This is a genomic window from Dulcicalothrix desertica PCC 7102, assembly GCF_003991905.1.
In the GTDB taxonomy this organism is placed as follows: domain Bacteria; phylum Cyanobacteriota; class Cyanobacteriia; order Cyanobacteriales; family Nostocaceae; genus Dulcicalothrix; species Dulcicalothrix desertica.
This window is the reverse complement of the sequence record NZ_RSCL01000002.1, coordinates 456,586-481,409: the sequence shown is the minus strand read 5'-3', so window position 1 is coordinate 481,409 and position 24,824 is coordinate 456,586. Positions and strand designations below refer to the sequence as shown.

The window sequence follows — 24,824 nt, the reverse complement described above, 5'->3', positions numbered from 1 at the left end:
ACAATATAGTAGAGACGCGATTAATCGCGTCTCTACTGTGTGGATTCAAAATATTGACTTTCGAGAAGGAATGTTCCGCGTGTGAAGCGTATACCCCAATATCCACCTGGACGACGGTCAACTATAATACCTTCCTCACCGATTTTAATGACATCAGGAGGACGTAGCATTGGCATTGTGTCAGCAGTTTTAACATATTGTGGTAGTGCGACAACACGAACTTTACTACCAACGGTAAATTCTTCAGACATTTCTAATATATAAGGGCGCCTTTCCCTAAAATTACGAATATCTACCAAAATAGCAGGTTATACCAAGAATTAGACAAAACCCGCTCCTGTATTCAGAACGGGTGATTTCATAGTAGATATGCACTATTAAATTATCTAGGTCTCCCACCAGGATTCTGGCGACTTTGACTTTGATAGTACTGTCTGATTTGATTCTGTTGTTGTGGTGTTAAAACAGTTTCAAAAATTTTCTTTTGCGAACCAGCGACAATTTGCTGAAGTCTTCTGCCTTGGTCTGGGGTTAATTTCAAGTCTTGGGTAATTCCTTGTGGGTCGCGACGTGCTTGCAGCGATTTTTTAAGCTGTTCACGTTGCGGTTTTGTTAACACACCCTCAATTTGCTTGCGAACTTCAGCGTTGATTACTCGAACTTGGTCTTGTTGTTTTTTGTTGAGTTGGATTTGTGGTGGAGGAGCAACCGCTGGTTGCTGTTGAGCTTGAGCTAATTGCTGTACTGGTTTTGCGTTCGCACTAAAGGGGATTGCTGTTAAACTCAGGGCAATCGCTCCGGCTAAGATTGATAAGCTTTTTAATTTCATTTATTGCCTCGTGGATTTCTCCTATTGCTTTCACTATTATAGGAAGCTATTGCAAAAACCATGTCAGGGAAAACCACAAATCTACGTAATTTTGTAACAATTTTCATGAATAGCTTAAACTTTTAGAAATTTCTTTGAGTAAAATTAATGTTAATAATCAAACTTCCGGTTTCACAGAAATTACTTAGAAACCGGACTTAAAGTTTTAGCGATTTTGTTGTTGACGACGTGTACGCCAATTTTGACGCATTTCTTGTATTTTTTGTTTCTGTTCGTCGGTAAACACTGCTTGCATTTGAGTTTTAGACGCTTCTTTAATTTTCTTAATTTCTGCGCGTTGGTCTTCGCTGAGATTTAGCGCTTTAAATCCTCCACGACGAGCTTGACGATTTTGTTTTGCAGCTTGCCATTGAGTGCGCTGTTCAGGGGTAAGAACTTTTTCAATTGCTGCACGTGTTTCCTGACGAATCCTTGTTAGCTCTGCTTTCTGTGTGTCTGTCAATCCCAATTCTTCTGCGAACTTTCCACGGTTGGGTTTCGCATCTGTTGTTTGAGCTACAATTTGCGATTGAGAGGTTAGTGTGTTGGCTTTCGCAACAAAAGGAATAGCGGTTATGCTCAGAGCAACGATTCCAACGAGGACTGACAATTTGGATTTCATGTGGTTGTTGTTAGGTTTATCTGGTTTGATACTGCCATCATAAGTAATTTTGTAAAAATACTGTATTTGAAAAAGGTCATGATTCTAACCATGACTTACGTCATGGGTGAAGGTGTGACTAATTTAACTAGATTTTGTTGCCGATGATAAGTTATTAATTTAAGTACATAAGCTTATTATTTAAATTTTTAATATTTGGTTAATTTTATTTCGATATGTGGAAGAACCAGATGAGTAACTCGATTCAATTTAAAAATCACCCGTTTCGATTTCTGCTTTATCTAGAGTGGACGCTGTTGACTATTGCTATCTTCAGTTCACTGGCCCCGACTCCGTGGATAAGACGCTCACAAGATTTTCCTGAGTTGACGATTTGCAGCTTAATAATTTTTGGTTTAATGGGGTTACGATTACCAAAAGGAATTCAATCAAGTAAAATCATCTATACTGCTTGTGAAGTATGCTTAATTTTAATTACAATATTGTTTGGCGGTCGTGCTTCGCGATTATTTCCATTTATATATTTAATTTTAGTAACTCGTAGCTGTTTAATTTTTCAACTACCGGGTCGGTTAGTTGTAACTTCATTGTCGTTTAGTTTATTTCTATTCACAATTTTTCGTAAATTTAATAAATTTCCTGTATCACCAGTAGGGCAAGAGCGATTCAAATTTTTCACTTTAAGTTTTGTCGTATTATTTGCACTAGCGCTGATTTTTGTACTATTATTAATGAATACAATTGTGTCAGAACGTCAAAGTCGTGAAAAACTAGCAGCAGCAAACCAAAAATTAAAGCAATATGCAATGAAAGTTGAATATCAAGCAACTTTAGAAGAACGTAACCGCATCGCACAAGAAATTCACGACTCTTTAGGACATTCATTAACAGCACTTAATTTACAACTAGAAGCTGCATTAAAGCTGTCGCAGTCAAATCCAGTTAAAGCACACGATTTTTTAGCGCGAGCAAAAGAGTTAGGTTCAAAAGCATTACAAGATGTGCGACAATCGGTATCAGCATTACGCTTACACCCTTGGCAAGGTGATTCATTAGAATCGGCAATTATATTACTTTTAGAAGATGTGGAACGCACAACTAATGTTAAACCAGAATATATAATTAATTTAAAGACTCCATTATCAAGCGAATTGAGCATTACTGTGTATCGAATTATTCAAGAATCTGTGACAAATATTTGTAAATATGCTAATGCCACAAAAATAAATTTAGAACTATTAAATATTCATTCCAAACTACATTTAAAAATTCAAGATAATGGAATTGGATTTGATTTAAATGAAGCTACCAAAGGGTTTGGATTGCATAGTATGCGTCAGCGCACTGAAGCTTTGGGAGGCAACTTTAATATTGAAACTTCTCCAGGTAACGGTTGTCAAATTCAAGTAATAATCGAATTGATGTGATATATTAATTATGATTTACGTTAAGAAACCGGGTTTCTCCATTTAGAAACCCGGTTTATAGGATTTTGTCATAAAATTTACTTTGATGTTTTGCATGAATGAATTAGAGCGTTACCTATTTGATTTACAAGGATTTATCGTTATTGAAAACGCTTTATCTAGCTCCCAAATCGCTGAATTAAATTCTTACCTAGACAAGCAAAAGGAGTTACATAAATCACCAAATGCGACAAGATATAGATTTGATTGTTTACTAAGTTGGGGTAAACCATTTCGCGATATTATCGATAACCCACGTGTTACTCCTTATCTTTTGGAACTATTGGGTCATGAGTTTCGTTTAGACCATGACTACGTTCATATTATCGGTCAAGGAGTCGGGCCAGTTGGGTCATCGCTTCACGGTGGTGGAAATCCTTATGACCCTTGCCAGTATTACGAGTTTAAACACGGCAAAATGTACAATGGTCTCACTGCTGTTGCTTATGAATTAAGCGATGTAAATCAAGGTGATGGTGGATTTGGCTGTGTTCCTGGTAGTCACAAAAGTAACTATCCGTTCCCCCAAGCATGGCAAAATTTAGAAACTCCACATAGCTGTGTTAAAACAGTAACGGCAAAAGCTGGAAGCGCAATTATTTTTACCGAAGCTTTGACTCACGGTACACTACCCTGGCAAGGTAAAAACGAACGTCGCACCCTATTTTACAAATATTCACCTCAATCTACAGCCTGGGCGAGATACTATTACAATGCTGATAACTTCCCTGATTTAAACGCTTCACAGCGTCGGATTCTCAGAATACCGGGTATTTCAACATAATTGACGTGATATCTAATCAAGCTTTGCATAAACGGCGCCAATGTCACCCTATTAGTAATTAGATAAATAAAAATTGCTACGAGGGGTAATCAAATGCAATCTTTCCCAACTAAATCACACACAACTATACAAACATACTATCAAAACGCCTCTTATGCTAATTTATACATAAATGCTAGTTTGATAGTAGTAATTATCGGATTATTAGTAACAGTAAGAATAATTATAAATAAAGAACGACGTACCCAAAAAACACAGCAGCAAATTAAAAAACTTGAAAAAATATATTTACTTGAATGTAAAGATAGCAACAGATAATGAACAGATGAAGCGGATAGCTTATCCGTTTCATCCGTTGTATCCGTTGCCAGTTACTCTCCCCCGTATTGATGACTCGTAACTTTACCTCGAAATACTACATACTGATAAATATTGTAGAAAATCATAATTGGAATCAGAAATCCTACAAAAATTAGCATGAACACAAGTGAACTAGGGTCAGCAGCAGCTTCATAAATTGTGATTTCAGTTGGAATAATGTATGGAAACACAACTAAAGCTAACCCAATAAATGTCAAAACAAATATTAGAATTGTCCAGACAAACGGCGCCTTATCTTGCTTTTTGTCTAAACTACCCAGAAGTTGCCATATTAACCATATTCCCAACACCGGAATTATTGCAAAAATATAAACGAGCGGCGCCTCAAATAACTTTGTGCGTGCGCTTTGATAAAATACTGGTGTGGAAATGGTAATAAATATTGCTCCTATCAATGTTGTATAGGCGGCAAGTTTAGCTGTTTTATAATGGGTTTCCTGTAATTCACCCTCTGTTTTCCAGATAAGGTAAGTTGAACCAATTAGTACATAACCTTGAATTAAAGTCAAAGCTACTAATATAGACTGCCAACTCAAAAAGTCCCAAGTTGTGCCCACGAAATGACCATGTGAATCGACTACAATACCTTTAAGAACGGCGCCCAATGCAAACCCTTGTCCAAGAGCAGCTAAAAAACTTCCGGTGCCAAAAGCGATGTTCCAGAACAGCTTTCTATTTGCGTGTTCGCGAAACTCAAATGCTACGGCACGAAATATAAACCCAAATAGCATCATGCTAACGGGTATATATAACGCATTTAATATTGTGGCGTAAGCTAAAGGAAAGGCGCCGAATAAACTTCCTCCCATCAGTACTAACCAAGTTTCATTTGCATCCCAGATATTACTTAAACTGGTCATTAAAATACCGCGTCGTTCTTCGTTAGATGCGGTGAGTGATAAAATTCCCACTCCTAAATCAAACCCATCCAGCATAACGTAAAGGAATAAAAACAAGGCTAATATTCCAAACCAGACCTGCGGTAGAAAGTATGTAAGTGTTTCCATTTTTACTCCTAACTCCTAACTCCTAACTCCTAACTCCTAACTAATTACTGTTGTGCTTCTACTGGACGTTCGTCAGGTACAAATTCTCCGGGTTTTGTGTCGAGTGCTGGTTGTGATTCTATACCTGGTATTGGTAAGTTTAAATTTGGCCCTTTACGAATTATCCGACTGCCGAAGTAGAGCGCTGCAAATAACAGCATGGTGTAAACGGTCGCGTAGCAAATTAAAGTTGTTAAAACGTTACTTGGGGGTAGCTTCGATACTGAATCTACTGTACGAAGTTGATTATATACCGTCCAAGGTTGGCGCCCAACACAGCGCACAACCCACCCTGTGTCAATTGCTATGTAACCAAGTGGTGCAGCAAATAGCCACGCACGTAGTAACCATTTTTGCTCGGTAATGTTTTCGGTTGATAGTTTGCCTCGTAACCATTGCAGTGTGGTTATTAGCATTAACCCAGCTAGTGCAAACCCAATTCCTACCATTGTTCGGAATGAGTAATAAATTAGACCTACAAGGTGCGGTCGATTTTCTGGTTTAAATTCTTTTAGACTTAAAACGGGTTCAGAAAGCTTTTGTTTAAATTCCAGCACAAAACCTAGTGCATTTGGTATAGAGAGTTCCCAATCGTTTTTTTCGGCTTTGTCATTGGGTAATGCTACTAGGCTATAATCAGCAGATTCTCCTGCGGGTATTGTTTGCCATCGTGCTTCCATTGCTGCAAGTTTTGCTGGTTGACGATGGTAAACTTGTTCGGCGCTTAAGTGTCCGATATATATTTGTATTGGCGCCACTAAAATCACAGCAGCTATAACTATTTTTAATGAGCGTGAGAAAAATGCTGCGTTACGCTTATTTAAGATATACCAAGCGCTGATACCACCAATTACAAATAGCGAAGTCTCCAATGTTGCAAAAAACATGTGGAGAATACTCACTTTCATAAATGGATTGAATATTGCCTGAAAGTAATCGCTGATGATAAATTTACCATCAACTAATTTGCCACCTGCGGGCGTTTGCATCCACGAATTCGCTACTAATATCCAAAATGTGGACATGTTGGCGCCGACGGCAACTAAAATCGTGGCAATGTAGTGAATGATGGGGTTTACTCGTTCCCATCCAAACACCATTATTCCTAATGAAGCAGCTTCGAGCATGAATGCCCAAGTCGCTTCAAAACCCATAATACTGCCAAAAAAGTTACCAACAGCTTCAGAAAATGGCGCCCAGTTTGTGCCAAATTGAAATTCCATTGGAATTCCAGTTGCTACACCAATTCCAAAATTAAGAATATATAACTTCGACCAAAAGCGTGCATGGTAATAGTAGTCACTGTTGCGCGTTTTTAGCCACAATCCTTCCACAATTACCAAATAAATGCCCATGCCAGTTGTCAGCACGGGCCAAAGCATATGGAATAAAGCTGTCAGCGCAAATTGCATTCGCGATAAGACAACGGTGTTTTCTAAGAACATGACTGTATTGCATTCTCTAATAGAAGCTACTCAGTAATTGTGTAGCAGTTTCTGTGCAACAGTCATCTATCTTAATGACAACTTAAGCCTGATATGACTTAGTGTCATATTTTTAACCTACTGATTTCTTTCTTAATAATTCTTTCTTTGTGTCCTTTGTGTCCTTTGTGGTTAATTTTTCTTCGCTTTGTGGTCTCTGTGTCTAATAAGGTAAAAATGAAGAATCACTGCACAGGCAGGATGCCTGTGCCACATTTTTGTCACCTTTTACTTATGGATATACAGCATCGGCAATTAAGACGGGTCTATTTTTGTATTGTGCTTCCAGCTGTTGCTTGACGTTTGGATTCCAAGAGAAGCTATATTCTTGCTCTATTTCGTTCGCAATAAATGGACGTACTTCACCAACTACTGCGACTTTCTGACCTTTGTTAATCGCAACTTTGGGAGATGTAGTCATCAAAACAGGTAGGTCTCTACCTTTGATGAATTGATCTGCTTGCAATGTCATTACAGAGTTTTGAAGTTCAGAGACCTGACCTGTAACCGATATGGTTTTGCCGTAGAACTGCTCTGGTGCTTGGGATACTTGATTTGGTTGAGGCGCCAAAGTAATGTTTTCGGCAACCAATACAGGGTCTCCGACATAATCACTGTACAAGTCCTCATTTAGCTTCACCTTAAACTCGCGTTCAATATCTGAAATCACGAAGTCTCTGACCTGACCTGTAATTTGTACATCTACATTATTCGCAGGTAAATTAAACGGTATTCCTGATGCATTCACAACCAAAAGCGGTTCTTGTTGCGAAAACAGCCCATCTTTGAGTTTGAAAGAGTTTACTCCCAACTTTTCAATTGGTCTACTTCTCACCGTTACTGTTTTATTTATGAAATCTCTAGGATTTCTAACTACTTCAGCAGCGTTAACTGGTCGAGCAGGTGAGTAAGTACTTTCTTGACCGTAGTTCCCAGCTTGTGCGGTAAACGCAAGAATGACCAGAGACGAGATTACACCTATATCCCATATACTCTGAACAAAACCACGTCGTTTTGGACTTCTATCTGTTTCAATTTGCGTAGTCATAGTCTCAAAAATTATTGGGTAGTTAAGAATTGACGACGACAACGATATACAGTAAGTTCATAAAGTCTTACTGCAATAGGTCACGTCAACCCCTGGTTAACTTGTTACACACTGTCTTATCAATACTGAGGCAACTATTGAGTACGGTATGAAGAAAAAGATGGCACCCGCTGCGTCTGTACTCAATTTGGTTAAACTCTCACTATGTTCATTTAATAGGGCTACTAATTGTATTTTTTTAAGTAACTGCTCACACCATGCGATATGCTTCGCTCCGGTTTCAGCGCAAAAGCTTCATATTCCTTTAACTTGGGTTTATTAAAGTGTTACCATCCCCTTTGGTTCAGGCTCCTAATATTCAAGATACAGGATGGAATGAAACCCGCACTCTCCCAACAGAATGGAAAGGGCTTCTATCCTAAGTATGAACATAATAATGTAAATTCATGAAATATTTTATAAAAAAAAATTAAAGTTTTTTGCCTCACTTTAATCTCAGCTTATTTACTTTCTAGGGAGAAAAATACATAATCTAGTTTCTACTTTATACCCTCAGCAGAAACCGGGCTTCTGTGCGAGTGATTAAAATAAAAGCGTAGTTTGTCATAAGAAGCCCGGTTTCTTTCAACTAACGATAAATATGTTAAATAATGTAAAGAGTTATTTAATGCTTATACAAGTACACGTAAAGCTATGACCGCGACCTCTACACGGATAGACACTAATGTATCAAATGTACCCGCATTAGAAAATACAAATAACGCATCTGTCGCAAGTATGAATGCAGGTGGTAGTAGCGCAAATTACTTTGATGTTTTAGAAGCGTGGTATCCGGTTCATTACGTTCGCGACTTAGATAAACTGGCGCCGACTAAGTTTACTTTGTTAGGGCAAGATATAGTAATTTGGTGGGATAATATTACGCAAAGTTGGAGTGTATTAGAAGACAAATGTCCACATAGACTGGCGCCGCTGTCAGAGGGTCGAATTAATCAAGATGGACTTTTAGAGTGTCCTTATCATGGTTGGACTTTTGCCCCAAGTGGAGATAGGCTACTAGTATCTAAAACTTAACTAAAATTTATCATAATTCCTTATTTTGAGTAGGTTTTGATTCCCAAAATCCCCTAACCCACCTCTCAACATACTCACTCACACTAAGTTTTTTCTCTCTAGCCCTGTTTTTTAGCTCATTCCAAGCCGTATCTGTCAGGTGTATTTCATGCCCTTTCTTCATTTCATCGTAAAAAGCTGGAACGTCTTTAACTCTTTTCATTTACCCTATTGACTTTTTTAGAACTGCTGGCTATTCTGTTTATAGTAATAGAAACAGGGGTGTATGTCAAGTTATGTACGCATTAAAGAGAGAATTGAAGTTAAATAACAAGGAAACTTCCTCAATGCGTGGCATGGCAGGATACAGAAGGTTTGTTTATAACTTCGGGTTAGAGATGCTAAAGGCATCTTGGGGATTTGAGGGAATAAAAGCTTCTGATTCAGATAGGCTATCATAAATTAAAAAAGTTTTTACAAATCATGTAATGACACTTCCTGAATATGCCTGGACTAAAGATTATCCTAGTGCTATTTACCAATCTGCTTTTCAGGATTTGGGAGAAGCTGTTGCAAGATGGCGTAAAGGCTTAACTGAATTTCCGGTACTGGCAACGAAAAAGAAAGGAGATAAATTTACGCTCTACAAATCAAGAGGTATTTATCCTAAGAAGGGTGAACCAGCTTTACCTTTTACAAACCGAGTCTCAATTGCGCCTGGTAAGAAGATAAATTTACCTGGTTACGGAGAGGTACGTTCAAAGGAAAAGGTTGATTTTTATTATTCCTCCCAAACTTTTACCGTGACTCGTACTTCTGATAAATGGTTTGTATCCTCGAACATTGACGCAGAACCTATTCCACCAATCATTCACAAAGTCGAGAAAGTTGGTATTGATTTGGGCGTAAAAACCTTTGCAACATTCTCAGACGCTTCTACAATATCCGCTCCTGAATCTTTAAAGAAAGCGAAAACCAAGCTATCAAAAGAGCAGTGGCGGAATAGAAACAAAGAGTTTGGTAATAGAGGTAAGGGTGTGCGCGCATCAAAGAATGCCAAGAAGTTCTTTAACTACATAGCTCGAAAACATGCTCATATTGCGAACATTCGTAGAGATTTCTTGCAGAAAACCACAACTCAAATTAGCAGGAAATATTACAAAATCCGTGTCGAGGATTTAAACGTATCCGGAATGGTAGCAAATCACAAATTGGCAGAAGCTGTTTCTAGCTTGGGGCTTTATGAGTTCCGGAGAATGCTTGATTATAAGCAATCACACTACGGAACCAAATTAGAGGTTGTGGATAGGTGGTATCCAAGTTCTAAGACTTGTTCTGTGTGTGGGCATGTCCAAGACATGAAATTATCAGACCGTGTTTTTAATTGCGGTGCCTGTAACTTCGTCATAGACCGTGATTTAAATGCGGCTATAAATTTGGAAAGGGCTGATAATCATATGTCGGCTGCTCCCAAGCAGAAAAAAAGCATTAAAAAGTCTAGGAAAAAGAAAGATTAAGGGTAAAGATTTTTAGATATCGTAGTGACCGTGGCTTGCGGTTGAAGCCTTGGATGCAAGGAAAACGCTTGTGGACAAGAAGGAGCCGACTCCCTTGGTTGAAGCAAGAAGCGAACACCAGAACTGTTGAATCTTGAGAGTAGATGGGTATGGGTAAGTTTCGTAGAGCAGAGGTATCATTCACATACAGTACATTGTGGTAGTTGTAGTAAAGCATTGGCGAATATTAAAAAAATTCGCACTGCAATTGGATCTATAGGCGCCATCTCATGGGCATTAATACCAGTACTAAACCAATTCACCTCCACCACTACAGCTACAAGCATTGCATCACTAACTTTTTTAGTTATTGGTTTGACATGGTACCGACTTGGTAAACTCGAACAAAAATTCTACCAAGGGCGCCTAATTCCTCCCCGCAACCTACCTGAAAAGCCCAAAAAGTAAAATTTATTTGTAGGATAGGCATCTTGCCTGTCCTTACTACTTCTTCCAAGGCAATTTCGTTCCCATCTCTGTGTAGGCAGAAAAAACAAGATAAAGAATAAACACAAAAACACTAGCTACAAATATAACAACGTCGTTATCCATATGAATTAAGTATTAACGAATACAATAAAACTTTACCATCAACAGCACTCAAGAAATATATAAAACCCTATCCTTTGATAGATTAAGCATATAGCAATTATGCGTTGAATAAGAAGTAATGCTTGTTGCATTTTCAAACCCTGATTAAATCTGAAAATGTAATTAGATAGATAAAATTTTACTGCAATAAAGGGTATTTTTTGACATGATTAACACAAATGCATTGCGCGAAGCCGAGCGCTACTGTGCTTTAGGAATTGGAATATTATTTTTAGTTCTTGGTATAGTTGGATTTATTCCAGCTTTTGTTTCTATACCTGGAACTGATGTTTCTTTTGTTCCAGCACAAGATGCACATAATGCTTATGCTGCTGGTTTTGGATATGTCTTTGGGCTATTTCCTACTAACTTTTTGCATAACCTTGTTCATTGTACTGTTGGTTTATTGGGAATTACCTCTTATTTAACTCACCACGGTGCCAGACAATTTAATCGTATCTTCTTTGTTGCTTATGTTGTAATTTCCATAATGGGTTTACTGCCATTTGCAAAAACGTTCTTTGGTTTGATGCCATTATTTGGCTATAACGTAATTTTAAATGCAGCTAGTGCGCTTGCCGCTGCTTATTACGGAATTGTTATACCAGCAAAACTTGCAGGTGAACCTGTCTCTGACAACATTTAATTTTTAAAGAATATGTCATTGTGGAGACGTGATTAATCACGTCTCTACATTTTTTAACTAGGATTGGAACCCATGACTTGTTGTAGGAGTGCAACTACATCGCTACGGCTAAGTTTTTCTTTACCATGTGCAATGGCTTCTAGGGTGCCGTAAGCTAATGTTAGGGGTATTTGGCAAAAGTCTAGTGCTGGACTGTTGGGGGGAAGGGAAGCGTTATAAGCTGAAGCTAAAGCTAAATTTTTACGTGCGTATGCTTGCAATTTGTTCGCATCCCAACCTTTGGGCGTAAAGGTGACACCACGCAGTGAGTCTTCGCTATAATTGCGAATGATATTCACGGCTTGCAATCCTCTACCAAACCCAATTGCTAAGGTTCTATTGGTTTGCGTTCCATCGTACCAAGCCCATAAATCTGATAGCAATAACCCAACGGCGCCTGCAACCCCAAATGTGTAACGGTCTAAGTCTGACTCATCGTCTATTTTCCAGTTTCGTTCTGCCCAATATGCCATGCGGTCTGACATTGCAGCTGTGGCATCCCATATTCTAGGTGCAATACTTTCTGGTGCCAATATTAACCATTCGCGCAGTCGAAGAGTAACTTCAGGTAATTTATTCTCGTATCCAACAAATCCCTCTGTAAAAGCGTCAACTGCAAAACCATCAACTCCTGCCTGCAAAGTCAAACTAATATTTCGCAGCAGTTCAGATTTTGTTTGGTTATCAAGCTCTGAATCATCTTCGATTTGGTCGATAGCACGCATACACAAATACGCTGAAGAAACTGCTTCCTGCAACCCTCGTGGTAAACGAACTATGGGGATGTAAAAAGTCCGGCTAGTTTCCTTTAATAACTCTAAAGCGTCTGTACGTAAATCCATTCGTTACACTCCTCTGGATATTTTCCCCCACTTGCAGTTTCCTGCCTTCTGAATATTATTTATACATATTTAAGTAAAAATTAAGCATTTTAAATTAATTATAAAGTTTACTTATCTTTGTCTTCTAGGTTACAGTTTATATCATTTCTGAATATCAATCGCAATTACGATTACTCGGCAGCAACCTATAAACCTTACTGTCTTTTAACAAAAGCAAGATACTAAAGAATTAAACTTTAGCTTGTTTTTCACTGTATAAAATAATATCTAGAAACCGGGTTTCTACCCAAAAGAAACCCGGTTTCTTGAGATGCATGTTATATTTCAAAATGCAACCACATTTACAATAGCTTTAAAGAATTATTTTATACAACAATCGTTTACTAAAGTTGTGATAAGTTTTGAGTCAGATGTCAACATGTGAAGTAAGTGGTTATTTAATCTGTTTCTAAACTTTGTGCATTGAACTCCTTCGTAGATAACATAAAATTTATAAAAGTTTTCCAGAGCATATCATGGTTTTCCATACTTGGGAATATTTTTAATGTATCGTACTGTAATTGAATTGTGGTATAATCAATAAGCTTGTAAGTAACAAGAAATTCTGGTCATATGTAATCAATAGATAAATTTTGTATTATATTTTACATGTTTAAAAATCTTTTGTAGCTAGCTAAAGCTGTATATATGTTAATAATTTATACAAGCTAGCCACAAAAGAAGTAACGGTATGATGTATTTGATTAAGTTATAAGTGCTTGATAGCGACCAAGAGCTAGTAAAGGAAAGTACTGTTGGTATAGGTGATATTTTAGATAGAAGTGACAGGGGAAACCTGTTCCTGTAAAATCATCTTCGTTCCAAGTGCCTTCATGCTGAGTTGCGACCAAATAATCTACACCACCCTTAATCACATCTGTAGAATATTTGCCAGTTGCTTGACCTGCTGCCATTAAGCCTAGTAATGCCCAAGCAGTTTGCGATGCTGTACTGCGTCCTTTACCTTTTAAAGAAGGGTCGTTATAGCTGCGGCAGGTTTCACCCCAACCACCATCTGTGTTTTGACAACTTATCAACCAAGCGGCACCACGTTGAATGCTTGTTCTTTTAGACGGCGCCATACTAGCTAAAGCACAAAGGGCACCGCTAGTCCCGTAAATGTAATTGACTCCCCAACGACCAAACCAACAACCTTCGGCTTCTTGCTCTTTGAGTAAATAATCAAGCGCGCGGTCAAAGTCGTGTTGATTAATTGATAAATCGCAGCAACCGAACATTTCTAAAACACGTGCGGTTACATCTGCTGTGTTCGGGTCTATCATGGCTTTGAGGTCGCCATAAGGAATCATATTAAGCCAATCAGCATCATTATTAAGATCAAATGCCGCCCAACCTCCTTGTTTACACTGCATTGTTGCTACCCAATCAATCGCTCGCATCATGGCTGCTGTCTTTTGTTTCTCATTGGGGAGCTTTGCAAGTGCTAATGACATGACAACGACTGCTGTGTCATCTACATCAGGGTAGAAATTATTATCAAATTCAAATGCCCAGGCGCCTGGTTTGCCTTGACGATTTTTAACTGCCCAATCACCATAGTTTAGAATTTGCTTAGAAAGTAACCATTCACCCGCACTTACAATATCTGGATGGTCTGGTGCCAAACCTGACTCAATGAGTGCGCGTATTACCCAAGCAGTATCCCAAACAGGCGAAATACAAGGTTGTACACGATAACTATCGGCAGTTTCTATGGCAAAATTATCAAGCGCTTTGAAACCACGCACAACTATTGGGTCGTTGACATCATAATTCAATGCACGCAACGCCAAAAGTGAATTGAGCATTGCTGGAATAATTCCACCCCAGTCACCTGTAACTTCCTGACGCTCTAAAACCCATCTCTCCGCTGCTTGAATACCCTCTTCACGGAACGGTACTAAACCTAAGCTTTCGCTCCTTTTAAAAGCTTCATCCGCCACTAAAAAGATATCAGTCCAATCATTGCTACGTGGTAACTCATACTTAACATTATCAATACCTTCTGTATATAGCTCATTAAGGCTAATACCAGGATTGGTAACATACACAGGTTTTTTATCTGTGACAATCAGTAAAGGCACTGTACTAGAGCGTGCCCAACTTGACATTTCATAAATATTAAATATGAAATTATCTGGAAGTAACATTACCCAAGGAGGCAGCGAAGGAATACCACGCCAGCTATAACAGCCAATTAATGCTAAATGTAGCTTAGTGAAAATTCGCGTTTTGCTGATGCCGCCTAACCCTAAAATAAAATCGCGCGCTAACTTTAATGCTGGGTCAGTTTCTGGAACCCCTAATAATTTCAGCGCCATATAAGCTTCGACTGAGGTGCTTAAATCTCCACCATCACCATAAAAAAGTTCCCAGCTACCATTAGGACGTTGTTGGGAACGGAGATATTTTTCAATTTTATGTAGGGGTCGATAGTTATCGGTACCCCAAATCTTGTGAAGGAGGACGACCTCAGCAGTTATAGTGACATTAGATTCTAATTCAGCCCACCAGTAGCCATCTGGGTATTGAATCGATAAAAGATAATTTTGACTCGCTGCAATTGAGTAAGGAACTTTTGATAAAGTAACCCGATTTTGAGTTTGCATGAAGTACTACTCAGACTTAACAATAGTATGGATGCGGCAATGAAAAATGCAAGTGCTATCTCTAAGTAGAGAGAAAACGTATTCTCCCATGTAAAAGCAGTGATAAGCAAGGGTACTATGACACTTATTGAATTGGTTGCTACATTTTTGCCAGTTTTGATTTGGATAGGATTACTGATTTTTCGAGGCGCCTTCTGGCAAGTGTCAGAAGTCATAGAGGATATGAGCATCGGCGATTCCTACCCTACAGTTTGCGCTGTAATTCCTGCACGTAATGAAGCTGATTTATTAGGGAAAACCTTAAAATCTATACTTTGTCAAGACTATCCAGGCATATTTAATATTGTTTTAGTCGATGACAACAGCAGCGATGGCACAGCATCGATAGCGTTGAAAACTGCTGAAAATCTTAACAAAACTCAACATTTACATATAATTAACGCTTTGCCACTGGCGCCGGGTTGGTCTGGTAAACTTTGGGCAGTTGAACAAGGTATTCGTAAAGCTAGTACCTTTAAACCAGATTACTATCTTTTGGCAGATGCAGATATTGAACATGATTCCCATAATCTTCATAGACTTGTTACAAAAGCATTTCAACAAAACTTAGACCTTGCCTCAGTAATGGTGCGGTTACGCTGCGAAAGCTTTTGGGAAAAACTATTAATACCAGCGTTTGTATTCTTTTTCCAAAAACTTTATCCTTTCCGTTGGGTAAACGACCCTAATAAATCTACTGCTGCCGCTGCTGGTGGTTGTATATTAATTCGTCGTGATGCACTAGAACGTATTGGTGGAATTGAAAGTGTCAAACAAGCTCTAATTGATGATTGTGCATTAGCAGGCGCCGTAAAATCAACTCAAAATCATCCTATTTGGTTAGGGCTAAGTTCTTTAACGCACAGCTTACGCCAGTATAATTCCTTAGAGACAATTTGGGATATGGTGGCGAGAACTGCTTATACTCAACTTTGTTACTCGCCAATATTACTAATTGGGACTTTATTGGGAATGACTTTAGTGTATTTAATTTCACCAATAGCGTTAGTATTTGGTTTAGTAACGAGTAACTGGTTAATTGCTGTATTGGGTTTACTAGGGTGGTTGCTAATGGCTCTAGGCTACTATCCAACAATTCGTTTTTATCATTGCTCACCTATTTATGCTTTTTGCTTACCAGTAATTGCATTTCTATACACTTTAATGACTATTGATTCAGCATTGCGTCATTGGCAAGGACGGGGAGGCGCCTGGAAAGGCAGAGTTTATGAAATATAAAAATCTTGTGGAATATAAAAATCTTGTGGAATGGGCATCCCTACCCGTTCCATATAGTTTTATATGAGGGGCGGGCAAGGATGCCCGCTCCACAAGAAAATATTGAGTATTTTATTGCTTGAAAGTTCCTAAATCCTTTGTGACATCTTCTAAAACCTTCAATCCTCGTAAAGAACCATATATCAAACGACAAGCAGCGATAGGTTGACGTAACATCCCTAAAGCCAATGGTAAAGGTAAAAGGGTGCCTTCTGGACTAAAAGCGGAATTTAGATTAGGCAAATCATGTTTACACCCATCACTGACTACTCGTAACATTCCCACTTTGAAACCAACCGAACTTAAAAATTCCAGCGCACTAAAACCTTCCATATCAACGACAGAGGCACCACATTTTCCCAATAAAATTTTCTCATATGACGAGAAAACAACACTATCACTAGTCAACGCCTTTACTCTTGATACTTTCTCTTTAAGCTGTAACTCCAATTGATTAGTAAAATCATTATCACAATGCAGAACTTGATCTTTATAAATACAAGTTTCATAAAGCACAACATCACCCACATCGTAATCAGGCGTTAAACTTCCACATAAACCCATTACTAAAGCATATGGCTGAGAATCTTTAAGTAAATTCACAGACTCATACCATTCTTGTAAGTATCTAGTAACAGCTTTACCACCCACAGGAATAGATATAACCTGTGAACTTATCTTATTAACACGCCTTAAACCGTTACACACAGCTTTATATTCGGCGCCTTGCGGCACAAAAACCCCCCCCGTCGTAATAAGCACTTCAGTGCTTTCCATACTCATAACAAGCACTCCCGCGCGTGCCGAGACATCATCTAAACATCCCAATCCCCATCATAATCTTCCACAGGATACTCAACAAGACGATCCAAAAGCCATTGTTCTCCATGCTCCTGCAAATACCAATGGACGCTAGTTTGATTCCAATCAAACTCAGATTTAGTCCAAAGATGCTTAACAGGATTGCGATGAATATAATTAATAGTGGCATTGTAATGACGTTCAGAACGAATCGCGCGGTCAAAGTAAGAGTACCAAACCTTGCGTCCAGTAATATTATCGTCAAGGTTCCAATAACGAGAAGTTTTACCATGAACAATGCGTAACGACTTGCCCAAGGAATCAAAATTCTCTACATATACTAAAACATGGTAATGATTGGGCAATACAACCCAAGCAAGGATTTCTACGTCATTATTTACAAGCTCCTCAAATAGCATATCAAGTAGTTGCTGGCGCCTTGCTTCTGTGGACATATGATGTTTATGTTCGTAGCAAGCTGCTGTGATTAAATATAGTTTATTGTCGCGTATGGTATGTGGTGGGGAGTGGGGAGGATAACCACGACTTAATCGCAGTTGAACTAGTTCTGCTTTTTCCTGTGGTGTGAGTTTGCGATATATATACATTTTGGAAATGTATTGGTAGGTGTTACTATTAGTAGTTTTCCCAAAATTTTTGTGGGTGTTTATGTGTTTGGGGTTGAGTATTGTGAAGTTGTGTGAAGTTGTGTGAAGCACTGAAGTGCTTATTACGAGCTGTTTTTGCATTGCTTGTATACCGAAGCTTGAAATTGGCTTTAAGATCAGGAATTAGTGCCAACCGCAGTTAACGATGGTAAAAGTGAATCCTCCTAAATCCGCGCGCGACCGTTTTAATATATCTAGAGTCGCAATTAAGAATTCTTGGTTAACGTTATCGTTTTGGCTTGCTGTGATGGTGGCTGGAATTTTGGCGTTTAGTTCGCTGAAGTACGCTTTATTTCCAGATATTACTTTTCCTGTGGTGGTGGTGAATGCAAATGCACCCCTGACTACCGCAGAAGATACTGAAGCTAAGTTAACTAAAGTTATTGAGCAGCGTCTTCAATCACTGGAAAATATAGATGATGTTCGTTCGTCAACTTATCCAGGACAAGCTGTTGTCAGTGTTGCGTTTGCGGTAGGAACAGATTTAGAGAAGTCTAGACTCGCTATTGATAATGCGGTAAAGCAGGTTAAGCTGATTAATAATTCTCAATACCAGGTAATTCCGTTTAATCTTAATGAATCAGCTGCAATTAGTTATGCTGTAGAGAGTTCAAAGCTTTATTTAAATGATTTAGCTTCATTAACCAAAGATAAAATAGTTCCATCTGTATCTAAACTGCCAGGGGTTCTTAAAGTTGTTTTGTTAGGAGAAGCTACTCCAGATTTACCCCAACCTGTAACTCAACCAAGTAGCGGCGCCACTAAGGTAAGATTCAATGGTAAAGATGTGCTTGCGTTCCAAGTTATTAAACGTGGTGATGCCAATACGCTAGAGGTCGTTAGTAGGGTTGAGCAAGAAGTTTCAAGACTGCGAACAAATTTACCAGATATCAAACTTAATTTAGCATCGACGCAAGCAGAGTATATTCGCAGAGCAACTCATGCGACAATTGAGTCGTTGATTGAAGCAATTGTTCTGTCGGTAGTTGTAATTTATCCTTTTTTAAGAAGTTGGTCAGCAACGCTAATTTCTGCACTTGCAATTCCAATCTCATTGCTGGGAACGTTTATTGTAATGGCATTGTTTGGCTTTAACTTAGAAACAATTACGCTGCTCGCACTTGCACTGGTAATTGGTAGTATCATTGACGACGCGATTGTTGATGTGGAAAATATTATGCGCCACATTGATAAAGGTGAAACTCCTCGCCAAGCAGCATTTACAGCCACTTCTGAAATTGGAGTCACTGTTACCGCAGCAACCCTAACAGCTGTAGCAGTTTTTCTGCCTATTGGTTTGATGGGTGGAGTTGTCGGTCAATTTTTTAAACCGTTTGGTATTACTGTATCAGCAGCAATGCTAACCTCCTTGTTAGTCGCACGTACACTTTCACCTGTATTAGCAATTTACTGGATTAAACCAAACTCAAGGCGCCGTGCTGCACATAATGAGAATAAAAGCTGGGGTTATTTTGCCCAGCGCTATCAAGATTTATTGCGGTGGTCACTCAATCATCGCAAAATAGTAATGGGGTTGGCAGTATTGAGTTTTGTAATTGGAATAGCAATCATTCCTATTATTCCTAAAGGATTTATTCCCAAACTTGATAGAGGAGAATTTAATGTTACATATACAGTATCGCTAACTAAACTAATAGAGCAAAGTAAACAAGCGGCACAAGATGCTTTGGGAAGTTTTTTAACTCCAGGAGATACGTCATCCGTCGCAATATCAAGCGCAAATACATCTACTGACCCCTTGACTTATTCGTTGGAAATAGCTAAGAAACTCGAAACAGTGGTAAAAACACCCGATGTTGAAACCATATTTACTACCGTAGGTTCGCGTGAAGGTGAACCAAACAAAGGTACACTTTATGTCAAACTCAAAGAAAATCGACAAATAAACACTGCCGACATGCAAGAACAAGTGCGCGCGCGCTTACCAAAACTTGCCGATGTTACGATTAGCGTTGAGGACATTCAATTTGTTGATACGGGTTCGCAAAAACCCCTGACTGTTGCATTACAAGGCGAAAACCTTAAAAGTCTTTATTCTTCAGCAGCTACCATAGCACAGCGTCTTAAAAAACTACCAGGATTTGTTGATGTAACTTATACGGGTGAAGGTAATAGTGGTGATACTGGTGATATTTTTCAAATAGAACGACTTAATAACCAGCGTGTAGCTTATATTAGCGCTAATTTAGGTAAAGATTTATCACTAGGTGATGCCACTGATAAATTAGTCGAGTCAGCCGAAACTATAATACCAAAAGATATCAAATTAGATTTAGGAGGAGACTCGGCGCGTCAAGACGAAGTTCTCGGCAGTTTTACTTCAACACTACTTCTATCGGCACTATGTATTATCATTGTGCTGGTTTGCTTGTTTGGTGGTTGGCAAGACCCATTGGTAATTGGTATTTCATTACCCCTAGCGCTCGTTGGCGCCGTAATTGCGCTATTAATTACTAAAAGCGACTTTGGTATGATTTCGCTGATTGGTTTTGTTTTCTTATTGGGTATTAGCAACAAGAACGCTATTTTACTCGTTGATTATATTAACCAACTGCGACGTGAGGGACTATCTCGAACCGCAGCCATTCTTGAAGCTGGACCAGTTAGATTTCGACCGATTATTATGACTACCGTTGCTACTATATTAGGAATGCTACCAATTGCACTGGGTATTGGTGCCGGTTCTGAATTACGTTCACCAATGGCAGTCGCTATTGCTGGTGGTTTAATTAGTTCTACGCTACTAAGCTTAATTGTTGTCCCTGTTCTATACGCAATTCTTGACGACTGGTTTAAGCGCAAAAAATTTAAGAATAATTAATCAAAATTAACCATTGACTAAACAATGCATAAAGTTTTCGTCACGGGTGGTACAGGTTTTGTTGGCGCCAACTTAGTGCGCTTGCTAGTTCAGCAAGGGTATTTTGTTTATGCGCTAGCACGTGCTAACAGTAACCTGAGTAATTTAAAAAATATTCACAACGTTGAAATAATCAAAGGTGATTTAAATAGTCCTGACCTTTGGCAGAGAATGGTGGATTGTCAGTATTTATTTCATGTAGCAGCTCATTATTCGCTGTGGCAAAAAGATAAAGAGTTACTGTATCAAAATAATGTGCTGGGAACGCGCAATATTTTAGCTGCTGCAAATCGAGCAGGTATTAAACGTACAGTATATACAAGTTCGGTTGCAGCAATTGGTACAGGAGAAAGTGTTGTAGATGAAACTCACCAAAGTCCAGTCGAAGACCTTGTTGGTGAATATAAAAAGTCTAAATATTGGTCGGAACAAGAAGCTGTTAGCGCTGCTGCTGCGGGTCAAGATGTAGTAATCGTGAATCCTAGCACTCCTATTGGCCCAATGGATATAAAACCAACTCCAACTGGACACGATATTATACTGCGGTTTTTGCGTCGAAAAATGCCCGCTTACATTAACACAGGCTTAAATCTTATTGACGTGCGCGATGTTGCTTGGGGACATTTACTTGCACTTCACAAAGGAAAATCAGGGGAGCGTTACATTCTGGGAAACGAAAATCTTACACTCAAGCAAATTCTTGACCACCTGGCACAAATTACGAATTTACCCGCACCAAATCGTACTATCCCAGCCTGGATTCCTTATAGTGTGGCTTGGTTGGATGAAAAGATTCTCACACGCTTGGGCAAAATACCATCAATACCTATAGATGGTGTCAAGATGGCACAACACACTATGTACTACGATGCATCAAAAGCTGTGCGCGAACTTGGTTTGCCTCAAACTCCTGTATATATTGCCCTCAAAGAAGCAGTCGAATGGTTTATAGCTCATGGATATGTGGCGAAAAATTAAAACAAATACTGTTTTCTTTACTTACTTTGCTTAGTAATGCTTTGATATATAAACTTACCGGGGAGTGAAAAATGTCAATTAACTTAATGCAAGCGATAGAAATCGGTAAATATCTAGTCGCGCAACGTATCAAAGGACGCAAACGTTTTCCACTTGTGTTGATGCTCGAACCGCTATTTAGGTGCAACTTAGCGTGTTCTGGATGCGGTAAAATCCAGCATCCTACTGAAATACTTAAACAAAATTTAACACCAGAACAATGCTTTGCGGCTGTCTCTGAATGCGGTGCCCCTGTAGTTTCAATACCAGGTGGAGAACCTTTATTACATCCGCAAATCGATGAAATCGTGCGTGGACTAGTAGCGCGCAAGAAATTTATTTATCTATGTACAAATGGAATATTACTAGAAAAAAGCCTAGATAAATTTACACCTTCACCATACTTAACATTTTCTGTTCACCTTGATGGAATGCGCGATTTACACGATAAATGTGTTGACCGTAAAGGCGTATTTGATACTGCGGTGAAAGCAATTCGTGCAGCAAAAGCTAAAGGATTTCAAGTAGCAACAAATACAACAATATTTGATGGTACGGAACCAGCAGAAATGCAAGAATTCTTCGATTTCGTTACATCTTTGGGTGTAGATGGAATGACTATTTCCCCAGGATACGGGTATGAGTGGGCGCCCGACCAAGACCATTTTCTCAAACGCGAACAAACACGCGCATTATTCCGTAAAATATTGGCGCCTTGGAAAGCAGGTCAAAAGAACTGGAGTTTTAATAACAACCCACTGTTCCTAGATTTTCTCACAGGTGACAAAGACTATGAATGTACACCTTGGGGAATGCCATGTTACAGCGTACTAGGATGGCAAAAACCTTGTTACCTACTCAACGAAGGACATTACAAAACCTTCCAAGAACTACTCGACCAAACTGACTGGAACCAATATGGTCGTGCAAGCGGCAACCCTAAATGCGCCGACTGTATGGTGCATTGCGGTTACGAGCCAACAGCAGCAATGGACTCAATGCAACCAACCAACATTGCGCGGTCAATGAAAGTCTTATGGGGTGGCTAATAAACTAACCATCTTACAAACTCTTGTGGAACAGGCATCCCTGCCTGTTCTTTTCAATATCAAGGGCGGGCAAGGATGCCCACCCCACAAGAGTCATGCCAAATCAAAACAGTTGATTTGGAAACAATACTGCATAAGCATAGGAAATGAAAAATGCTAAGGTAAAAGCACAACTTTAAATTACATTTAATAATGGAGAACTACCATGCGTAAAACACTACTATCAGTTCTTTCACTAGTACTATTTAGCACTTTATTTGCATCTGCAACGCGCGCGGATGACAAAAACGAAGCAGTAGTCACTAAATTACAAATGCGAGACAAAATAGTTCTAATCAAGAATCAAGCTTCAGGACTCAAGTACTCTGTAAAGTCAGAAAATGGCACAGTACTGAGCGCAAATTTAACCGAAGCCGAACTTGCAAGTAAGTATCCTGACTTATACAAAAAAGTTCGCCCTTCTGTGGCATTTCCTAATGGATCGTCCTTTGATGGTGCTTGGGCTGGTACACATCTGTAAGGGTGGGTTAAGTGGCGCCCTTTTGAATAGTTACTCTCTCCTCTGTGTACTTTGTGTCTATGTGGTAAGTATCTGTAGTTTTTAATTTTGCTTGGTTAAACAAATTATTATGTTGGGTTCCGCAAAGCCTCCACCCAACCTACATATTGAGATGCTTCACGTAGTGAGGATGTCATTGGACTAGTACTTAATCTTGTGGAGTGGGCATCCTTGCCCACCCCATTTTAAATAAACCCAGTTTCCATCAAACCACCGCAGCAGTTGCTTTGAGTTCAAAGATTTTTTCAATTATATCTTCTACAACTTTGTCGGGAGTAGAGGCGCCGCTTGTGACACCAACGACAATTTTTCCATCAGGCAACCAATTTTCTGTAATTTTCAATTGCCCGTTTAACTCACGGTGTTCGATGGCATTGCGTGATTTAATGCGTTCGACACAATCAATATGATATGAAGGAATTGTGCGTTCGATAGCGATTTCTTGAAGGTGAGTTGTATTCGATGAGTTAAATCCACCAATTACTATCATTAAATCAAGTTTTTCATCAACCAACTCAAACATCGCATCCTGACGTTCTTGAGTTGCGTCACAAATTGTGTTAAAGCTTTGGAAATGGTCGTTTAATTCTTGCGGCCCGTATTTTTGCATCATCGTCCGCTCGAATAATTTGCCTATTTGCTCGGTTTCTCCTTTGAGCATGGTAGTTTGATTGGCAATTCCAACTCGTTCTAAATCTACCTCTGGGTCAAACCCTGCGGAACAAGCTTTGCTGAATTTTGCCATAAACTCATTTCTATCACCACCATTTAATATATAGTTGGTGACATATTCAGCTTGCTGTAAATTCAATACAATCAAATATTTGCCTGCAAAGGAACTTGTAGCAACAGTTTCTTCGTGATTGTATTTGCCGTGAATGATTGATGTAAAGTCACCTTTTTTATGCTTTTCTACGGTGTTCCATACTTTAGAAACCCAAGGACAGGTGGTGTCAACTATTTTACAACCCTTCTCGTTAAGTAACTGCATTTCTTGAACACTGGCGCCGAATGCAGGTAATATTACAACATCACCACTTCCTACGACCGAAAAGTCTTTTTGTCCAGCTTCTACGGTAATAAATTTAACTTGCATTTCGCGCAAACGTTGGTTTACCGAAGGGTTATGAATAATTTCATTGGTAATCCAAATTTGCTCTGTTGGAAAATGCTTGCGTGTTTCATATGCCATTGCAACCGCACGCTCTACTCCCCAACAAAACCCAAATGCTTGGGCTAAACTAATTGTTACATCCGCCCGCTTAAAATTATAATTGTTATTGCGAATTTCTTGTATTAAATTGCTTTGGTACTCCGATTGCAATTCGGCGGCAACTTCCTCTTGATGACCGAAGCTACGACGGTGATAGTTTTCAGAATGTTGTAGTGAGCGTTTAAATGCTTTAGTATCCATTGATATTTCTTCAAAAATCTTCAAAATTTACTATATATATTGTC

General features: G+C 39.0%; 25 protein-coding genes. 13 read left to right on the top strand and 12 right to left on the bottom strand.

Annotation, left to right across the window (positions count from 1 at the left end):
* Positions 1 to 32: 32 nt before the first annotated feature.
* The 3 genes from sipA to DSM106972_RS06295 all read right to left on the bottom strand — a co-directional run bounded on the left by sipA (position 33) and on the right by DSM106972_RS06295 (position 1,490).
* The gene (gene sipA / locus DSM106972_RS06305) at positions 33 to 251 is read right to left on the bottom strand and encodes a regulatory protein SipA (protein WP_127079975.1); all 219 of its coding nucleotides are present in this window, start codon (positions 249 to 251) and stop codon (positions 33 to 35) included.
* 131 nt (positions 252 to 382) lie between these two features.
* Positions 383 to 829, bottom strand: coding sequence for a hypothetical protein (locus DSM106972_RS06300; protein ID WP_127079846.1), 447 nt, complete (start codon positions 827 to 829; stop codon positions 383 to 385).
* 205 nt (positions 830 to 1,034) lie between these two features.
* On the bottom strand, positions 1,035 to 1,490 hold the full coding sequence (locus DSM106972_RS06295; protein ID WP_127079844.1) for a P pilus assembly/Cpx signaling pathway, periplasmic inhibitor/zinc-resistance associated protein: 456 nt from the start codon (positions 1,488 to 1,490) through the stop codon (positions 1,035 to 1,037).
* 230 nt (positions 1,491 to 1,720) lie between these two features.
* Between DSM106972_RS06295 and DSM106972_RS06290 the strand changes: the two genes are divergently transcribed.
* The 3 genes from DSM106972_RS06290 (at position 1,721) to DSM106972_RS06280 (ending at position 4,058) form a co-directional block, all read left to right on the top strand.
* A complete protein-coding gene (locus DSM106972_RS06290; protein WP_127079842.1) occupies positions 1,721 to 2,917 on the top strand; it encodes a sensor histidine kinase in 1,197 nt (398 codons plus the stop codon).
* A 94-nt stretch (positions 2,918 to 3,011) separates the two neighbouring features.
* Positions 3,012 to 3,740, top strand: coding sequence for a phytanoyl-CoA dioxygenase family protein (locus DSM106972_RS06285; RefSeq protein WP_127079840.1), 729 nt, complete (start codon positions 3,012 to 3,014; stop codon positions 3,738 to 3,740).
* Between the two features lie 93 nt (positions 3,741 to 3,833).
* Positions 3,834 to 4,058, top strand: coding sequence for a hypothetical protein (locus DSM106972_RS06280; RefSeq protein ID WP_127079838.1), 225 nt, complete (start codon positions 3,834 to 3,836; stop codon positions 4,056 to 4,058).
* 53 nt (positions 4,059 to 4,111) lie between these two features.
* Here DSM106972_RS06280 and cydB read toward each other — a convergent pair whose 3' ends face one another.
* From cydB to DSM106972_RS06265, 3 genes are all read right to left on the bottom strand, one after another.
* The gene (gene cydB / locus DSM106972_RS06275) at positions 4,112 to 5,128 is read right to left on the bottom strand and encodes a cytochrome d ubiquinol oxidase subunit II (protein WP_127079836.1); all 1,017 of its coding nucleotides are present in this window, start codon (positions 5,126 to 5,128) and stop codon (positions 4,112 to 4,114) included.
* Between the two features lie 44 nt (positions 5,129 to 5,172).
* A complete protein-coding gene (locus DSM106972_RS06270) occupies positions 5,173 to 6,612 on the bottom strand; it encodes a cytochrome ubiquinol oxidase subunit I (RefSeq protein ID WP_127079834.1) in 1,440 nt (479 codons plus the stop codon).
* Between the two features lie 271 nt (positions 6,613 to 6,883).
* Complete coding sequence (locus DSM106972_RS06265) at positions 6,884 to 7,699, bottom strand: hypothetical protein (RefSeq protein ID WP_127079832.1); 816 nt, start codon at positions 7,697 to 7,699, stop codon at positions 6,884 to 6,886.
* Between the two features lie 693 nt (positions 7,700 to 8,392).
* Between DSM106972_RS06265 and DSM106972_RS06260 the strand changes: the two genes are divergently transcribed.
* Positions 8,393 to 8,773 (top strand): Rieske 2Fe-2S domain-containing protein, encoded by a 381-nt coding sequence (locus tag DSM106972_RS06260; RefSeq protein ID WP_325052151.1) that lies wholly within the window; start codon positions 8,393 to 8,395, stop codon positions 8,771 to 8,773.
* Positions 8,774 to 8,783: 10 nt separating this feature from the next.
* On the opposite strand, the gene DSM106972_RS06255 is transcribed toward DSM106972_RS06260, so the two are convergent.
* Positions 8,784 to 8,975 (bottom strand): hypothetical protein, encoded by a 192-nt coding sequence (locus DSM106972_RS06255; protein ID WP_127079830.1) that lies wholly within the window; start codon positions 8,973 to 8,975, stop codon positions 8,784 to 8,786.
* Between the two features lie 73 nt (positions 8,976 to 9,048).
* Here DSM106972_RS06255 and DSM106972_RS52485 point away from each other — a divergent pair, with 73 nt between their 5' ends.
* The 4 genes from DSM106972_RS52485 (at position 9,049) to DSM106972_RS06240 (ending at position 11,545) form a co-directional block, all read left to right on the top strand.
* On the top strand, positions 9,049 to 9,213 hold the full coding sequence (locus DSM106972_RS52485) for a helix-turn-helix domain-containing protein (protein WP_201800688.1): 165 nt from the start codon (positions 9,049 to 9,051) through the stop codon (positions 9,211 to 9,213).
* Positions 9,214 to 9,240: 27 nt separating this feature from the next.
* Positions 9,241 to 10,269, top strand: coding sequence for an RNA-guided endonuclease InsQ/TnpB family protein (locus tag DSM106972_RS06250; RefSeq protein ID WP_201800687.1), 1,029 nt, complete (start codon positions 9,241 to 9,243; stop codon positions 10,267 to 10,269).
* A 216-nt stretch (positions 10,270 to 10,485) separates the two neighbouring features.
* Positions 10,486 to 10,716, top strand: coding sequence for a hypothetical protein (locus DSM106972_RS06245; RefSeq protein WP_127079828.1), 231 nt, complete (start codon positions 10,486 to 10,488; stop codon positions 10,714 to 10,716).
* Between the two features lie 349 nt (positions 10,717 to 11,065).
* Entirely contained in the window at positions 11,066 to 11,545 is a 480-nt protein-coding gene (locus DSM106972_RS06240) for a DUF4383 domain-containing protein (RefSeq protein WP_127079826.1), read from the top strand.
* 53 nt (positions 11,546 to 11,598) lie between these two features.
* On the opposite strand, the gene DSM106972_RS06235 is transcribed toward DSM106972_RS06240, so the two are convergent.
* Positions 11,599 to 12,426, bottom strand: coding sequence for a squalene/phytoene synthase family protein (locus tag DSM106972_RS06235; protein ID WP_127079824.1), 828 nt, complete (start codon positions 12,424 to 12,426; stop codon positions 11,599 to 11,601).
* 743 nt (positions 12,427 to 13,169) lie between these two features.
* On the bottom strand, positions 13,170 to 15,074 hold the full coding sequence (gene shc, locus DSM106972_RS06230; protein WP_127079822.1) for a squalene--hopene cyclase: 1,905 nt from the start codon (positions 15,072 to 15,074) through the stop codon (positions 13,170 to 13,172).
* 117 nt (positions 15,075 to 15,191) lie between these two features.
* On the opposite strand from shc, the gene DSM106972_RS06225 reads away from it, so the two are divergent.
* Positions 15,192 to 16,352, top strand: coding sequence for a glycosyltransferase (locus DSM106972_RS06225; protein WP_127079820.1), 1,161 nt, complete (start codon positions 15,192 to 15,194; stop codon positions 16,350 to 16,352).
* 111 nt (positions 16,353 to 16,463) lie between these two features.
* Here the strand turns inward: DSM106972_RS06225 and DSM106972_RS06220 are convergent, their stop codons facing one another.
* Together DSM106972_RS06220 and DSM106972_RS06215 are read right to left on the bottom strand one after the other, a co-directional pair.
* Positions 16,464 to 17,174, bottom strand: coding sequence for a phosphorylase family protein (locus DSM106972_RS06220; protein ID WP_233787155.1), 711 nt, complete (start codon positions 17,172 to 17,174; stop codon positions 16,464 to 16,466).
* 32 nt (positions 17,175 to 17,206) lie between these two features.
* Positions 17,207 to 17,800, bottom strand: a complete 594-nt coding sequence (locus DSM106972_RS06215) for an REP-associated tyrosine transposase (protein WP_127079818.1) — start codon at positions 17,798 to 17,800, stop codon at positions 17,207 to 17,209.
* Positions 17,801 to 18,005: 205 nt separating this feature from the next.
* Here DSM106972_RS06215 and DSM106972_RS06210 point away from each other — a divergent pair, with 205 nt between their 5' ends.
* The 4 genes from DSM106972_RS06210 to DSM106972_RS06195 all read left to right on the top strand — a co-directional run bounded on the left by DSM106972_RS06210 (position 18,006) and on the right by DSM106972_RS06195 (position 23,327).
* A complete protein-coding gene (locus DSM106972_RS06210; RefSeq protein ID WP_127079816.1) occupies positions 18,006 to 20,702 on the top strand; it encodes an efflux RND transporter permease subunit in 2,697 nt (898 codons plus the stop codon).
* 24 nt (positions 20,703 to 20,726) lie between these two features.
* Positions 20,727 to 21,719 (top strand): hopanoid-associated sugar epimerase, encoded by a 993-nt coding sequence (gene hpnA, locus DSM106972_RS06205; RefSeq protein WP_127079814.1) that lies wholly within the window; start codon positions 20,727 to 20,729, stop codon positions 21,717 to 21,719.
* A 71-nt stretch (positions 21,720 to 21,790) separates the two neighbouring features.
* On the top strand, positions 21,791 to 22,807 hold the full coding sequence (gene hpnH / locus DSM106972_RS06200) for an adenosyl-hopene transferase HpnH (protein WP_127079812.1): 1,017 nt from the start codon (positions 21,791 to 21,793) through the stop codon (positions 22,805 to 22,807).
* A gap of 205 nt (positions 22,808 to 23,012) precedes the next feature.
* Entirely contained in the window at positions 23,013 to 23,327 is a 315-nt protein-coding gene (locus DSM106972_RS06195; protein ID WP_127079810.1) for a hypothetical protein, read from the top strand.
* A gap of 244 nt (positions 23,328 to 23,571) precedes the next feature.
* On the opposite strand, the gene DSM106972_RS06190 is transcribed toward DSM106972_RS06195, so the two are convergent.
* Positions 23,572 to 24,780: a 4-hydroxy-3-methylbut-2-enyl diphosphate reductase gene (locus DSM106972_RS06190; protein ID WP_127079808.1), complete on the bottom strand. Its 1,209-nt coding sequence runs from the start codon at positions 24,778 to 24,780 to the stop codon at positions 23,572 to 23,574.
* Positions 24,781 to 24,824: the final 44 nt, after the last annotated feature.